This window comes from Brevibacillus laterosporus DSM 25 (genome assembly GCF_002706795.1).
Classification (GTDB): Bacteria; Bacillota; Bacilli; order Brevibacillales; family Brevibacillaceae; genus Brevibacillus_B; species Brevibacillus_B laterosporus.
Window position 1 is genome coordinate 2912501 of the sequence record NZ_CP017705.1, and the last position, 15181, is coordinate 2927681.

The following is a 15181-nucleotide window of genomic DNA, read 5'->3' on the forward strand; positions in this document are numbered from 1 at the left end:
AGTAGTGGCGAGCGAACGCGGAAGAGCCTAAACCGTAGGATTTATCCTACGGGGTTGTGGGGCGTTTCATATAGGAGTTACAAAAGACAGATGTAGGTGAACAGTTTGGGAAGACTGACCAAAGAGCGTGATAGTCGCGTAACCCAAACATCTGTCTCTCCGAGACCAACCCCGAGTAGCGCGGGACACGTGAAATCCCGTGTGAATCTGGCAGGACCATCTGCTAAGGCTAAATACTACCTAACGACCGATAGTGAACCAGTACCGTGAGGGAAAGGTGAAAAGCACCCCGGGAGGGGAGTGAAATAGTACCTGAAACCGTGTGCTTACAAATAGTCGGAGCACTTTCTATGTGTGACGGCGTGCCTTTTGTAGAATGAACCGGCGAGTTACGATAGCGTGCGAGGTTAAGTCGAAGAGACGGAGCCGCAGCGAAAGCGAGTCTGAATAGGGCGAAAGTACGTTGTCGTAGACCCGAAACCGTGTGATCTAGCCATGTCCAGGGTGAAGGTAGGGTAACACCTACTGGAGGCCCGAACCCACGCACGTTGAAAAGTGCGGGGATGAGGTGTGGCTAGCGGTGAAATTCCAATCGAACTCGGAGATAGCTGGTTCTCCCCGAAATAGCTTTAGGGCTAGCCTCGGATTTAGAGTCTTGGAGGTAGAGCACTGATTGGACTAGGGGCCCTCATCGGGTTACCGAATTCAGTCAAACTCCGAATGCCAAGTACTTATATCCGGGAGTCAGACGGTGAGTGCTAAGATCCATCGTCAAAAGGGAAACAGCCCAGACCATCAGCTAAGGCCCCCAAGTGTATGTTAAGTGGGAAACGATGTGGAGTTGCCCAGACAACCAGGATGTTGGCTTAGAAGCAGCCACCATTTAAAGAGTGCGTAATAGCTCACTGGTCGAGTGACTCTGCGCGGAAAATGTAACGGGGCTAAACATACCGCCGAAGCTATGGCAGTCCTTATGGACTGGGTAGGGGAGCGTTCCAAGCAGCAGTGAAGCCGTATCGTGAGGAGCGGTGGAGCGCTTGGAAGTGAGAATGCCGGTGTAAGTAGCGAAAAGACAAGTGAGAATCTTGTCCACCGAAAGCCTAAGGTTTCCTGGGGAAGGCTCGTCCTCCCAGGGTTAGTCGGGACCTAAGCTGAGGCCGAAAGGCGTAGGCGATGGACAACTGGTTGATATTCCAGTACCACCTCTGTTCCGTTTGAGCAATGGCGTGACGCAGGAGGATAGGGTGAGCGGCCTATTGGATGGCCGTCTAAGCAGTAAGTGTGGTGTGTAGGCAAATCCGCACACTAGTAAGCACAAGCTGTGATGGCGAGGGAAATTTAAGTACCGAAGTCCCTGATTTCACACTGCCAAGAAAAGCGTCTAGCGAGGAACAAGGTGCCCGTACCGCAAACCGACACAGGTAGGCGAGGAGAGAATCCTAAGGTGCGCGGGATAACTCTTGCTAAGGAACTCGGCAAAATGGCCCCGTAACTTCGGGAGAAGGGGCGCCTCGGTAGGGTTTATAGCCCGAGGAGGCCGCAGTGAAAAGGCCCAAGCGACTGTTTAGCAAAAACACAGGTCTCTGCGAAGCCGCAAGGCGAAGTATAGGGGCTGACGCCTGCCCGGTGCTGGAAGGTTAAGGGGATGGGTTAGCGCAAGCGAAGCTTTGAACCGAAGCCCCAGTAAACGGCGGCCGTAACTATAACGGTCCTAAGGTAGCGAAATTCCTTGTCGGGTAAGTTCCGACCCGCACGAAAGGCGTAACGACTTGGGCGCTGTCTCGGCAAGAGACCCGGTGAAATCATAATACCTGTGAAGATGCAGGTTACCCGCGACAAGACGGAAAGACCCCATGGAGCTTTACTGTAGCCTGGTATTGAAACTTTGTGCATCATGTACAGAATAGGTGGGAAGCTGTGAAGCGAGGGCGCCAGCCTTCGTGGAGCTGTCGTTGGGATACCACCCTTGATGTACGGAGTTTCTAACTTGCCGCCCTTATCGGGTGGAAGGACCATGCCAGGTGGGCAGTTTGACTGGGGCGGTCGCCTCCTAAAGAGTAACGGAGGCGCCCAAAGGTTCCCTCAGAATGGTCGGAAATCATTCGTAGAGTGTAAAGGCACAAGGGAGCTTGACTGCGAGACCTACAAGTCGAGCAGGGACGAAAGTCGGGCTTAGTGATCCGGTGGTTCCGCATGGAAGGGCCATCGCTCAACGGATAAAAGCTACCCTGGGGATAACAGGCTTATCTCCCCCAAGAGTCCACATCGACGGGGAGGTTTGGCACCTCGATGTCGGCTCATCGCATCCTGGGGCTGAAGTAGGTCCCAAGGGTTGGGCTGTTCGCCCATTAAAGCGGTACGCGAGCTGGGTTCAGAACGTCGTGAGACAGTTCGGTCCCTATCTGTCGCGGGCGTAGGAAGTTTGAGGAGAGCTGTCCTTAGTACGAGAGGACCGGGATGGACGCACCACTGGTGCACCAGTTGTCACGCCAGTGGCACAGCTGGGTAGCTATGTGCGGACGGGATAAGCGCTGAAAGCATCTAAGCGTGAAGCCCCCTTCAAGATGAGACTTCCCATAGCGCAAGCTAGTAAGACCCCTCATAGACGATGAGGTTGATAGGTTCGGTGTGGAAGTGCAGTAATGCATGGAGCTGACGAATACTAATCGGTCGAGGACTTATCCACATTGCCTTTATGCTGACTTCATTATCTAGTTTTGAAAGAACAACTCTTTCATACTGTTCCTCAGTAGCTCAATGGTGGAGCAACCGGCTGTTAACCGGTAGGCTGGCGGTTCGAGTCCGTCCTGAGGAGCCATATGGATGGATGTCCGAGCGGCCGAAGGAGCACGATTGGAAATCGTGTAGGCGGGGTCAACTCGTCTCGTGGGTTCAAATCCCACTCCATCCGCCATAATTTAAGGCCCGTTGGTGAAGCGGTTTAACACAGCAGCCTTTCACGCTGTCATACAGGGGTTCGAATCCCCTACGGGTCACCATTTATCTGGAGGATTAGCTCAGCTGGGAGAGCATCTGCCTTACAAGCAGAGGGTCGGCGGTTCGATCCCGTCATCCTCCACCATTTTTATTTTAATATTGTCGCGGGGTGGAGCAGTTCGGTAGCTCGTCGGGCTCATAACCCGAAGGTCGCAGGTTCAAATCCTGTCCCCGCAACCAAAGTATGGAGCTGTGGTGAAGTTGGAGTTCACGCCGGTCTGTCACACCGGAGGTCGCGGGTTCGAGTCCCGTCAGCTCCGCCATTTCTTATTCAAAATATGGCAAGTATGTTTGGCTCGGTAGCTCAGTCGGTAGAGCAGAGGACTGAAAATCCTCGTGTCGGCGGTTCGATTCCGTCCCGAGCCACCTTTATTATGTAGGGGCATAGTTTAATGGTAGAACAAAAGTCTCCAAAACTTTTGGCGTGGGTTCGATTCCTACTGCCCCTGCCATTATAAATTTAGTATGGCGGTCGTGGCGAAGTGGTTAACGCATCGGATTGTGGCTCCGACACTCGTGGGTTCGATTCCCATCGATCGCCCCTTTTTTTATGCGGACGTAGCTCAATTGGTAGAGCGTCGCCTTGCCAAGGCGAAGGTCGCGGGTTCGAGACCCGTCGTCCGCTCCATATATGGAGGTATAGCCAAGTGGTAAGGCACGGGTCTGCAAAACCCTCATCCCCGGTTCAAATCCGGGTACCTCCTCCATTTCAAACTATTAGGTATTTTTCTATAAATATTAACAATTTATGTTTAATAGAAAAGTATGATAGAATTATAGAGTAGGAAATTGAAATGGTTATTTTTAATAAAACATGCCGGTATGGCGGAATTGGCAGACGCGCGCGACTCAAAATCGTGAGGGAAACCGTGGGGGTTCAAGTCCCTCTACCGGCACCATACGTAAGGAAATGCTTTCTTCAAAAAAGAAGAAAGCATTTTTATTTTTATTACTATATTTCTAGTTGCAACATAAGCTATTTTGATTCAAACAATAAACACAGAGTCATTCGATAGGAAGATGGTAAGGGGGAAGACGGTGTGAAGTACGGTTTAAATAGTACACCACCTTGGAAGGTAACAATACCAGCAGCTGTGCAGTGGTTTATTGTAACTCTGTCGTGCAGCATTGCAGTACCTATTGTCATTGGTGAAGTTTATGGTTTAAGTGAGGTTCAAACAGCTTTATTTATTCAACAGACTTTGTTTTATATTGGATTAGCCTCTCTTATTCAGGCTTGGATTGGACATAGATATCCTATGATGGAGGCGCCTGCAGGGTTATGGTGGAGTATTTTTCTTATGCTAGCTCAAATAGGTGCCACGATGGGATTAGCTCCAATGGAAATCGGACAATCCTTTCAAGTAGGAATGGTCATCTCTGGTTTGATCTTTTTAATTTTAGGTCTCACACGTTCTATAAGTAAATTGCAAAAACTGTTTACCCCTGCTGTAACAGGTACCTATATGATTTTACTAGCAATATCACTAGCTAGTAATTTTATTAAAGGGATGCTAGGGGTAGGTTATCATGGTGCAACTACCGTACTTCCTAACATCGCTTTAACCTCTATTGTTATTATTATGATTGTGTTACTATGTCAAAAAATAAAAGCTGTTGCTAGCTTTGCAGTATTAATCGGGATGTTGGCAGGCTGGGGAACATATGCTTTAATGGGGTGGACAGATCCTATTAGAGAATCAACGGCTTTGATAACTGTACCACGTTTATTTTTTTGGGGACCTTTTCATTGGGATTTAGGAATTGTAGTAACGTGTGTACTTACCACTTTAATTCTTTTAACTAATTTGATTACTAGTATTGCAGTAATTGGGGAAACAACGGAAGAAAAGGCAGAAAAGAGACACTTTGATAAAGGTGGGGTATTTACAGGTGTGTCCCATCTCATTTCTGGTCTGGCAGGAGTTGTGGGTATGATACCACTTACACTTGCTGCGGCGTTTATACAAACTACAAAAATTGCATCCAGATTGCCATTTATTTTAGCCATGACTTTTATGATGATAATCGGGCTTCTCCCTTCTATTTCTAATATACTAGCAACATTGCCAACACCAGTTGCATATGCTGCTATGTTTGTTGCGTATGCTCAAATTCTAGGGTTTGGTTTGAGAGATTTTAAAAAAGTTCCTTTTAATGAACGAACGATTATTGTGGTAGGATGTTCTTTATTATTGGGCTTAGGTATCATGTTTGTTGCTCCCGATGCGTGGAAAACTCTACATCCTATGCTGAGTTTTTTATGTAGTAATGGACTACTGGTAGGTGTGCTGTTAGTTTTATTATTAGAACACATTATTTATCCTAATCGTGCTGTACAAACTGTAGATATAAAAAAAGACGAATCTGCTTCCTAGGCAATTCGTCTTTTTTGAGTTACTTTGTTGAAACAATAGCAGATTCCACAACTTCACCGCCATTTATTTCGATAATCATTCTAGCAGAGGAACCAATAATTTTTTCCTGTTCATTTGGTGATACATTTGGTGGAATAAAGATAATCTGTAGTAGCTCTGTACTGTCTGTTGATACACTGGTTCGAAGAGAATCAACAATAGGGCTCCCAAAGGCTCCATTTCCATCAGCTAAAATAATTTTTCCGTTCATGGTAACATCCCGTCCATTTAGGGCTGAATATACATCATTTTCTGTGCCTAATTGACAACGTATCGGAAGTTGTAACTTGTGAACATCATATAGACCAAAAGGAAGAAAATGCATAATTGACAAAAAGTTATTGATATCCACTGCCGAATTTACCCAGTGAAAAGGATTTCCTTGCAAAATTCGGCGTAACAATGCCTCAGAAGAAGGACGATATCGACTAGGGTCAATACCTAATGCTTTAAACCCTGCACGCCAGTAGCTGAGATTAGGAATATTCTTCATGGTTTCAAGAGAATGCTCTATTCGAAGAGATTCGATAAAATAATTCATACGACCCATTAGCATCTTAGGAGAACTAGAAAGTGACATTCCCGAATAATGAATCATCCCCAAAGAAAAACCCGGAAGCTTTTCTAACAGAGTGGCATCAATGGTTATGTACATGAAAAAGGCTCCTTTCAAATACAACCTTATAAAAATAGTATATCACTGTTTATAGACTTATAAAATTCCTCTATAGCAGTAAAAGCCAATAACAAACATGGAAAATAAAGGGTAAATTATTTGTTTTTATGTAACAGATCACGTAACATGAGAAAGAGATTTCAATGAAAATATTTTTGTAGAGGGCTCTGTCCTTTTGTAAAATAGAAATAGAAACCAAGGAGGGAACAGAACGACGATGAAGGAAGTAACAATTTATACAGACGGAGCATGCTCGGGTAATCCTGGTCCAGGTGGTTGGGGTGCGGTTCTGTTTTATGGTGAGCATAAAAAAGAGATGTCAGGATCAGCTGAACAAACGACGAATAATCGAATGGAATTGCAGGCGGTTATCGAAGCTCTGAAGATTCTCAAGGAGCCCTGTAAAGTTACTATATATAGTGATAGTGCCTATGTTGTAAATTGCTTTCAACAGCGGTGGCATGTGGGTTGGGTGCAGCGAGGATGGAAAAATAGTAAAAACCAACCTGTAGAGAATCAGGAGCTATGGAAAGAGCTTCTGTCACTCATGGAAATACACCAGGTCGATTATGTAAAAGTAAAGGGTCATGCTGACAATGAATGGAATAATCGTTGTGATGAATTGGCCACAGGAGCGATTAAACACCGGTGAAGCCATCTCTTCTAGACACAACATATTGGCAACAAATAAAAGAAACCATTCAACGATATGCAGCAGAAATAGGCATTGATAAAATTGGATTTACCTCGGCAGATCCTTTTTTGGAATTAAAAGACAGACTGATAGTTCATCGTGAGAAAGGATATGAGTCAGGATTTGAAGAGAAGGATATTGATAAGCGTGTGTATCCTGAGCTTACTCTTGAGGGAGCACGTTCTATCATCGCTATTGCGATTGCCTATCCTTCCAAGATGACCAATTTTCCCAAATCAGAGCCTGAGGCGTATAGAGGAATTCTAGCACGCTCTGCATGGGGATTAGATTATCATCACGTTCTACGTGATAAATTGAACCAACTTGCTGATTTTATTCAAACGTTGGAACCAGATGCACGTTTAGAATCTATGGTAGATACGGGTGTCCTATCTGATCGGGCTGTGGCTGAAAGAGCGGGAATAGGATGGGTAGGGAAAAATTGCTCCATCATTACCCCGGAATTCGGCTCTTATGTCTATCTGGGAGAGATGATTACGAACCTTCCGCTACCATCGGATCAGCCAATGGAGGATCAGTGTGGAGAATGTACACTTTGTTTGGATACTTGCCCTACTCAAGCCTTAGTTCAAGGTGGACAACTAAATTCACAGAGATGTGTAGCTTTTCTAACTCAAGTGAAGAATGAAATCCCAGAAGAATTCCGAGAAAAAATAGGAAATAGATTATATGGTTGTGATACCTGTCAGACGATATGTCCTAAAAACAAAGGTATGAACTTTACACATCATCCAGAGACTTTACCAGACCCAGAGCTAGTAAAACCTTTGCTAAAGCCTTTACTTACAATTGGAAACAAAGAATTTAAGACGAGATTTGGAACATCTTCAGCTGCTTGGCGTGGTAAAAAGCCTATACAAAGAAATGCCATTTTAGGTTTAGCGCATTTTAGAGATAAGTCAGCAGTACCAGATTTAATCGAGCTTTTGAATAAAGATTCACGTCCAGTTATCCGAGGAACTTCTGCGTGGGCATTGGGGCGAATTGGTGGAGAGCTAGCAATGGACGCATTAGAATTAGCCAATCTCAAGGAACAAGATGAGTCTGTTATGCAAGAGATACAAAAAGCATTAAAAAAGCATTAAAAAAGCTAGAAGATAAAGAACGTGACAACAAGTAATCATATCTGGAGGGTTGCGTCCGTAGTATCTAGCGCATATCAATGCTGAATATAAAGGAGTGAGTAAGGGATGAATGTATTGCATTACTCTTATATGGATGCACCCATTGGGGGATTAATTTTAGTTACTAATCAAATAGGTGTCTGTTATATCCAATTTGGACAAGATGAGACAAGCATGCATGCCATCCAAAGCTGGGCAAAAAAATGGAAATATACATTAGCTGATCAGCCCACTCCAGAAAAACATCATGAACTTCATCAACAATTGCATGATTATTTCCGAGGGAAACGTAAAATATTTTCCTTTCCAATAGATCTGCATGGAACAATGTTTCAGAAAAAAGTTTGGAATGCATTACTTACTATTCCTTATGGTGAGACACGTTCATATAAAGATATTGCTTGTAGTATTGGTTCAGATAAGGCGGTAAGAGCAGTAGGCGGGGCTAATAACAAAAATCCAGTCTCATTGATTGTTCCATGCCATCGAGTAATTGGGGCGAATGGCGCACTGGTCGGATACGGCGGAGGTTTATCAATAAAGGAACAATTGCTTACATTAGAAGGTGTTTTACCAATTGTTAAATAGCCAATAATGAAATAGGTTTACTAGCTGCATGTCTGTTTTCATGCATGTTCATGGGTCAAGGCTCTTATCCATATAATTAGCAATAGATGCTAGTTGCTCGATCAAGATTGCTGTAAGCATGGGGAATACTTGATCAGAAGCGTACATCCCGAAATGGAAGGGAGCATACGTATGGTTGGAGAAGCTTGGAGGAAGGAAGTAAACCAATATCTCGGAGAAGTAGACAGGGCACTTCTAAGCCTAGATTTTTCTATTTCGCCCCAACAATTGCAAATTACCGAAGAAGCAAAGAAGGCTATTAGGTATTGGCAAGCAGCTTGGCTTCGATGGAAGAGTGTACAACACGATTCAGACAGCTGGTCATTACAGGCTGTTCATACAAAGTTAACACCAATTTATGAGGCTGTGTGCTCTTCCAATGTTATGGTATCAGGACTTCTTCATAGAAGGATCTATTTCAGACCGGCCCCATCTGCACCTCTTGAGTTTTATGAAATGCAGACCACCGAACAGATTAAATTAATCTCTGATGACGGTAGCCTGTGGAATTTTGAACAGGTATGGGGAATGCCAATGCCGTTATTTCATGGCAGTGATTCCGACTTGACGAATTCCATGAATAGCAAAGAGAAACGTAATCCCTCACATAACAATTTACCTAATCCTGAAGTGGATTCAGAGATCCATCCGGTTGTTCTATCCTATAGTTATAATCGTGAAGCTGCTGTTGCTTATGCAAATCAGTTTTGGGAAACTCCCAACCCAGCATATCCTTATTTTCAAGATGATTGTACCAACTTTATTTCTCAATGCTTGCATGCAGGTGGAATTCCAATGATATTTACTAATAGTAGAGCAAAAGGATGGTGGTATCGTCATCGCAAAGAGGGGTGGAGTTTTAGTTGGGCCATTGCAAATAGCCTAGAATCATTGTTGGCTAAAGGAGGGGCTCCTTTTTACGCTCAACAAAGAGGAACTCCGCAGGAATTGGAGATTGGCGACATCATTTGTTATGATTTTACTGGGGATGGTAGATGGGATCATAATACAATTGTAGTAGCAAAAGATGAACAGGGATTTCCGTTAGTGAATGCGCACACGTTTAATGCTCAGTATCGTTTTTGGGAGTACTTAGATTCCACTGCTTATACGCCTGCTATTAAATATCGCTTCTTTCATGTGATGGCTGTAGAAAATTGAAACATCGCTTGTTGTTACTACCATACAAGAGTTAAGATTAAGGAAAGCCACAAACTAGGGGATTTGAACCAAATCATTTATTGTTGGTAAAATCACTAAAAATGATCAAAAACCTTAAAGAGTAGTTTGCTTCTTTTTAGATGAGGAGACTGTTCTTTAGGGTTTTCTTACTAATGCTTTTTCAAACATATCGAAATGATCTTTTTTGCGATAAGATGATAGTGAGCTTGTTAGAGGAGAGATAGCGTCTATGTCTTTACACATCGTACTACATGAACCATTAATTCCAGCCAATACAGGGAATATTGCTAGAACTTGCGCAGCAACTGGTGTTCATTTGCATCTCATACGTCCACTTGGCTTTTCAACTGATGACAAAGCCCTTAAACGAGCAGGATTGGATTATTGGCATGCCGTAAATATCAGTTACTACGATAATTTTGAACATTTTGCCCAAGTTCATGAGCATAAAACAGATCGCTTTTTCTTCGTAGAGACAAATGGGACGAGGTCTTATAGCGATATCGATTTTCAACCTGGTGATTTTATTATCTTGGGTAAAGAAACTAGTGGCATCCCACAAGAGATTATGGATAGATACGATTCTAGTCAAATTGTTCGTATTCCTATGGGAGGCGCAACCAGATCTATGAATTTATCCAACTGTGCTGCCATTGTTACTTTTGAAGGGCTACGGCAGATTGGATTTCCAGGATTGGATTAAGCTAGCTCGTTGTTTTTTTGAAGATAAATATAAGGTAGGGTATTCAAAGGGAGGAACACATGTCACAGGCAACCACAGTTTTTTTTGATTTAGATGGAACATTATTAGAAATGCATACAGATCAATTCGTGGAGAACTATTTAAAAGAGTTAGCGATGTTTGTTGGAGATGCCTTTGAATCAAAGCAGTTGATTGGGTGGCTATGGGAGTCTACAAAAGCAATGATTATTAATAAGGAAGCAGATAAAACCAACGAACAAATATTCATTGAGAATTTTTTGAAACATAGCGGAGCGAAAAAAGAAGATGTATGGCCTATCTTTGAAAAATTTTATCTGGAGCTATTTCCAAATTTATCACACTACACAAATCCATCACCTTGGGGAAAAAAATTAGTGCAAGCAGCTAAAGAGGCAGGTTATCGTGTTGCTGTTACAACCAACCCTGTTTTTCCTAAAGAAGCTATATATGGGAGATTAGCTTGGCTTGAATTAACTCCTGAAGACTTTGAATGGGTAACGGTGTATGAGACCTCTCACTTCACGAAGCCAAATGTGGAGTATTATCATGAAGTTTGTGAGCGTCTACAAGTAGAGCCAGAAGAGTGTATCATGGTAGGGAATCATATGCAGGAAGACATGGTAGCAAGTCAGCTAGGTCTAAAAACCTTTTTGGTGACCAATTACATGGAAGATCGAGGGGAGCCTACCTATCAGGTAGATCAGCGGGGAACGATTGAGGAATTATATCAAGCAATTATAAATCGTCAAGGTGTTTTTGCTAAAGCTTAACGATCATCAATAGAAGTGTTCAAAAGAAAAGGGAACGAAAAAGGAATCAGAGAACAAGGAAATCAAAAGAAAAACTAAGCTGCCAGACAATCGGCAGCTTTTTTGTATGACTATTTCTTTCAAAGTTCTAGAACATTGTTTCCTTCATTTTCTGAAATAACAATATAGCCTTCTTGGCGTAGTAAGGCTGATGTTACTCCTTGACCAGGAATACGCTGATTGGAAAATTGCCCGTTATAAATCCTCTGGCTTCCACAAGATGGACTATTCTCTTTTAGAATGATATGAGTTGCTTGGTATTGTTTAGCAAGCTAAAGAGTTTGATAAGCTCCTTCTATATATAAATGGGTTACATCACGTCCAGATTTCTCCACGACTTTTGCTGTGCCGCGTAAGACATCGCTCCCATTACCCCCGATAATTTCAGCTGACTCTCGTGGTGTAATAAAACCGCCGAGTAGTTCAGGGCAAACCATTACTGCTTTGTTTTGATCGACTAATTCCTTCACCTTCTCGTTAAGGCTGTGGCTACCGTTATAACGGCAATTGAGGCCAGCTAGACAGGAGCGGACGAGGAGCATGTTCGCTTCACCTTTCTTTTCTTTACCTATTAAAAATAACCAGCTCAAGTTCACAGGAATGTGTGGCTCGTCTGGTTATCAAAGCATTGAGATATTTAGAAACGTATAAGAATTTGGAAGCGCATCAAATTCTCAAAACGAATAAAACCACAGAATCGTACGAACTTTTACTTTACATATTCCAGGTCTTATCTTCGTTATATCCTGCCGTCAAGATGAAGAATAGAAAGACGACGAATACTCCCCCAACAATAAACGTACCCATAGAGTAGAGCTCCTTTCTTTACTGTAGTACATCCATTATAACGTAGACTGACTTTTTTGCCTATTGCATGACTTGACAGAATTGTTTCATCTTTCACAAAAACTTCTAGCTACTTTAAAAGAAACATGATGGGCACATCTGCATATTCATAGGAGAGAACTTAATTTTCACCTGATATTTGGAGGTTTTTCAAGAATGCTGAAAAATATCGGGACATATAGTTGTAAAGATAACCTACAGTTGCGAGTTGAGAATTGGCCGGTTTAGGGAGGAGTGACTTGCATGGATATTTTAAAAAGAATTGCAGAGCACCGGGCCCGTGAAGAAAAGTTAACGTGGAAAGGCACGTTTGCTGAATATCTTGAGCTTGTTCGCAAACATCCACAAATTGCACAGACTGCTCATTCACGTGTCTACAACATGATTAAAAGCCATGGGATTGAAGAAAATGAAGATGGTAGCAGGAGTTACAAATTTTTCGGACGTGAAATCTATGGTTTAGATCGTAGTGTTGAGCGACTGGTGGAGGAGTACTTCCATTCTGCAGCAAGAAGATTGGACGTAAGAAAAAGAATCCTATTGCTAATGGGTCCGGTCAGCGGGGGGAAATCGACAATCGTAACGATGCTGAAGCGTGGTTTGGAGGAGTATTCCCGTACAGATGAAGGTTCAATTTATGCGCTAGACGGCTGCCCTATGCAAGAAGAACCTCTCCATTTGATTCCTAATGAATTACGTCCCGAATTTGAGCAAGAATTTGGTGTAAAGATTGAAGGAGAGCTTACTCCATACAACAGGATGCGATTAGAAACAGAGTATGGTGGTCGGATGGAAGATTTTCCAGTAACGAGAATCTTCTTTTCAGAGTCAAAACGGGTGGGAATTGGTACCTTTAGCCCATCTGATCCAAAATCGCAGGATATTGCCGATTTAACGGGGACGATCGACTTTTCTACGATCACGAAGTATGGTTCTGAGTCTGATCCTCGTGCCTATCGGTTTGATGGTGAATTGAATAAAGCGAATCGTGGGCTCATGGAATTCCAAGAGATGTTGAAATGCGATGAAAAATTCCTGTGGCATTTATTGTCCCTAACTCAAGAAGGCAATTTTAAAGCGGGTAGATTCGCCCTAATTTCAGCCGATGAGCTGATAATTGCTCATACAAACGAAACGGAATACAAAACCTTTATCGGGAATAAAAAGAATGAAGCATTACAGTCTCGAATGATTGTGATGCCAGTTCCGTATAATCTTCGAGTCAAAGAAGAAGAAAAAATTTATGATAAATTAATTAAGCAATCTGATTTAGGTCATGTTCATATTGCTCCACATGCGTTATATACAGCAGCTATTTTTTCTATTTTAACCCGTTTAAAAGAGTCCAAAAAACAAGGTGCCGATCTTTTAAAAAAATTGCGTTTGTACAATGGGGAATCCGTAGAAGGATTCAAAGGCTCGGACATTGAGGAATTACGGAATGAGTATGCAGACGAAGGTATGTTTGGGATAGATCCTCGTTATGTCATAAATAGGATATCCAGCGCACTGATACGTCGTGATACGGAGTCTATTAATGCTCTGGATATTTTGCGGGCATTAAAAGAAGGGCTCGATCAGCATGCTTCCATCAGTAAGGAACAGCGAGAGCGTTACTTAAATTTCATCTCTATTGCACGGAAAGAGTATGATGATATTGCGAAAAAGGAAGTACAGAAGGCATTTGTGTACAGCTATGAGGAATCAGCAAAAACGATGATGGATAATTACTTGGATAATGTTGAGGCGTATTGCAATTCTAATCGCTTGCGTGATCCAGTAACAGGTGAGGAATTGGAACCAGATGAGCGCCTCATGAGATCGATTGAAGAGCAAATTGGTATTTCTGAAAATGCCAAACGTGCATTCCGTGAAGAGATTCTTATTCGGATATCAGCTTATGCACGTAAAGGTAAACGATTTGACTACAATACGCATGATCGTCTGCGTGAAGCGATTGAGAAAAAATTATTCGCGGATTTAAAAGATGTGGTCAAAATAACTACCTCTACAAAAACGCCAGATGAGCACCAATTGAAAAAAATTAATGAAGTAACACGTCGCTTAGTAGAAGAACACGGATATACGCCAATTTCAGCAAATGAACTGCTGCGTTACGTGGGTAGTTTGCTGAATCGCTAGGGGGGAGCTTGATGAACGATTCATCGTTTATCGTCTCCAAAGAAGACTGGTCTCTGCACAGAAAAGGTCATCAGGACCAGAGCAGACATCAGGAAAAAGTAAAAGAGGCGATCAAGAAAAACCTGTCTGATTTAGTAAGCGAAGAAAATATCATAATGTCTAATGGTCGAGAAATTATTAAAATACCAATCAGATCGCTTGATGAGTATCGCTTTCGTTACAATTTTAATAAAGGACAACATACAGGCCAAGGTAAAGGCAATTCCAAGATAGGAGATGTAATAGCTAAAGACGGTGACCCGGCTGATGCTAGGGCAGGTCAAGGGCAAGGAGCTGGCGATCAACCTGGTAATGATTATTATGAAGCGGAGATTACAGTTGAAGAGTTGCAGGAAATGCTGTTTTCGGAGTTGGAGTTACCTAACCTTCAAACAAAAGACGAACAGAAAATTACCATAGAAGATATTCAATTTAACGATGTTCGTAAAAAAGGTTTGATGGGTAATATTGATAAAAAACGCACCTTAATATCCGCCATTCGCCGGAATGCATTAGCCGGGTATGACGATCTGGAACTAGGTATCTCGATGGATGATTTACGATTTAAAACCTGGGAGGAGATTGTGAAGCCCCATTCCAATGCTGTAATTTTGGCTATGATGGATACTAGTGGTAGTATGAGTGAACCATAATTAACTAAAAGATAAATGTAGTAATATCGCCTTTTCTATTGAAGCGGTACTTTTTTAGGGGTTTAGAAACTTATTTCTTCCGTTATTTAAAATAGCTTTATCTATATATAGGTGGTGAAGAAAATCGAGAGGAAACGTGGCTATAATTTATTCAATGATGTTAGAAATGAAAATAATATCCAAGCTACTTATGTAGAAATATTTAAAACAATAGGGGGTTATGAGATAGA

At 42.5% G+C, this 15181-nt stretch carries 9 protein-coding genes, 12 tRNA genes, 1 rRNA gene and 2 pseudogenes (1 of these 24 only partly in view); 22 read left to right on the plus strand and 2 right to left on the minus strand.

Going from position 1 to position 15181, the window contains the following annotated elements; translation table 11 throughout:
* From BrL25_RS14085 to BrL25_RS14150, 14 genes are all read left to right on the plus strand, one after another.
* Positions 1 to 2686 (plus strand): 23S ribosomal RNA (locus BrL25_RS14085); it begins 243 nt to the left of the window's first position.
* Positions 2687 to 2743: 57 nt separating this feature from the next.
* Positions 2744 to 2818, plus strand: a tRNA-Asn gene (locus tag BrL25_RS14090).
* Between the two features lie 3 nt (positions 2819 to 2821).
* A tRNA-Ser gene (locus tag BrL25_RS14095) sits at positions 2822 to 2914 on the plus strand.
* 8 nt (positions 2915 to 2922) lie between these two features.
* Positions 2923 to 2999 (plus strand) — tRNA-Glu (locus BrL25_RS14100).
* A 7-nt stretch (positions 3000 to 3006) separates the two neighbouring features.
* Positions 3007 to 3082: transfer RNA gene (locus BrL25_RS14105), tRNA-Val, on the plus strand.
* Between the two features lie 18 nt (positions 3083 to 3100).
* A tRNA-Met gene (locus tag BrL25_RS14110) sits at positions 3101 to 3177 on the plus strand.
* Positions 3178 to 3183: 6 nt separating this feature from the next.
* A tRNA-Asp gene (locus tag BrL25_RS14115) sits at positions 3184 to 3260 on the plus strand.
* A 30-nt stretch (positions 3261 to 3290) separates the two neighbouring features.
* Positions 3291 to 3363, plus strand: a tRNA-Phe gene (locus tag BrL25_RS14120).
* A gap of 12 nt (positions 3364 to 3375) precedes the next feature.
* Positions 3376 to 3449 (plus strand) — tRNA-Trp (locus BrL25_RS14125).
* 16 nt (positions 3450 to 3465) lie between these two features.
* Positions 3466 to 3538 (plus strand) — tRNA-His (locus BrL25_RS14130).
* 11 nt (positions 3539 to 3549) lie between these two features.
* Positions 3550 to 3625: transfer RNA gene (locus BrL25_RS14135), tRNA-Gly, on the plus strand.
* A gap of 5 nt (positions 3626 to 3630) precedes the next feature.
* Positions 3631 to 3704, plus strand: a tRNA-Cys gene (locus BrL25_RS14140).
* Positions 3705 to 3813: 109 nt separating this feature from the next.
* Positions 3814 to 3896, plus strand: a tRNA-Leu gene (locus tag BrL25_RS14145).
* 141 nt (positions 3897 to 4037) lie between these two features.
* Positions 4038 to 5375, plus strand: a complete 1338-nt coding sequence (locus tag BrL25_RS14150) for a purine/pyrimidine permease (protein WP_018673320.1) — start codon at positions 4038 to 4040, stop codon at positions 5373 to 5375.
* Positions 5376 to 5394: 19 nt separating this feature from the next.
* Here BrL25_RS14150 and BrL25_RS14155 read toward each other — a convergent pair whose 3' ends face one another.
* Positions 5395 to 6069 carry a B3/B4 domain-containing protein gene (locus BrL25_RS14155; RefSeq protein ID WP_018673319.1) on the minus strand — a complete coding sequence of 225 codons (675 nt, stop codon included), beginning with the start codon at positions 6067 to 6069 and terminating at the stop codon, positions 5395 to 5397.
* 238 nt (positions 6070 to 6307) lie between these two features.
* Here BrL25_RS14155 and rnhA point away from each other — a divergent pair, with 238 nt between their 5' ends.
* From rnhA to BrL25_RS14185, 6 genes are all read left to right on the plus strand, one after another.
* Complete coding sequence (rnhA, locus tag BrL25_RS14160; protein ID WP_018673318.1) at positions 6308 to 6742, plus strand: ribonuclease HI; 435 nt, start codon at positions 6308 to 6310, stop codon at positions 6740 to 6742.
* Entirely contained in the window at positions 6739 to 7890 is a 1152-nt protein-coding gene (queG, locus tag BrL25_RS14165) for a tRNA epoxyqueuosine(34) reductase QueG (protein WP_018673317.1), read from the plus strand. Before rnhA ends, queG begins: the two co-directional genes overlap by 4 nt.
* A 105-nt stretch (positions 7891 to 7995) precedes the next feature.
* Entirely contained in the window at positions 7996 to 8517 is a 522-nt protein-coding gene (locus tag BrL25_RS14170) for a methylated-DNA--[protein]-cysteine S-methyltransferase (protein WP_018673316.1), read from the plus strand.
* A gap of 129 nt (positions 8518 to 8646) precedes the next feature.
* Positions 8647 to 9717, plus strand: a complete 1071-nt coding sequence (locus tag BrL25_RS14175) for an amidase domain-containing protein (RefSeq protein WP_236848042.1) — start codon at positions 8647 to 8649, stop codon at positions 9715 to 9717.
* A gap of 250 nt (positions 9718 to 9967) precedes the next feature.
* On the plus strand, positions 9968 to 10441 hold the full coding sequence (trmL, locus tag BrL25_RS14180) for a tRNA (uridine(34)/cytosine(34)/5-carboxymethylaminomethyluridine(34)-2'-O)-methyltransferase TrmL (RefSeq protein ID WP_018673314.1): 474 nt from the start codon (positions 9968 to 9970) through the stop codon (positions 10439 to 10441).
* A 59-nt stretch (positions 10442 to 10500) separates the two neighbouring features.
* Complete coding sequence (locus tag BrL25_RS14185) at positions 10501 to 11232, plus strand: HAD family hydrolase (RefSeq protein WP_018673313.1); 732 nt, start codon at positions 10501 to 10503, stop codon at positions 11230 to 11232.
* A 119-nt stretch (positions 11233 to 11351) separates the two neighbouring features.
* Here BrL25_RS14185 and BrL25_RS14190 read toward each other — a convergent pair.
* Positions 11352 to 11813 (minus strand): annotated as a pseudogene (locus BrL25_RS14190) (2-thiouracil desulfurase family protein).
* A 547-nt stretch (positions 11814 to 12360) separates the two neighbouring features.
* Here BrL25_RS14190 and BrL25_RS14195 point away from each other — a divergent pair.
* Entirely contained in the window at positions 12361 to 14259 is a 1899-nt protein-coding gene (locus BrL25_RS14195) for a PrkA family serine protein kinase (protein ID WP_018673310.1), read from the plus strand.
* A gap of 11 nt (positions 14260 to 14270) precedes the next feature.
* Positions 14271 to 14939: pseudogene (locus tag BrL25_RS14200) on the plus strand (DUF444 family protein); the annotation flags it as partial.
* Positions 14940 to 15181 lie beyond the last annotated feature (242 nt).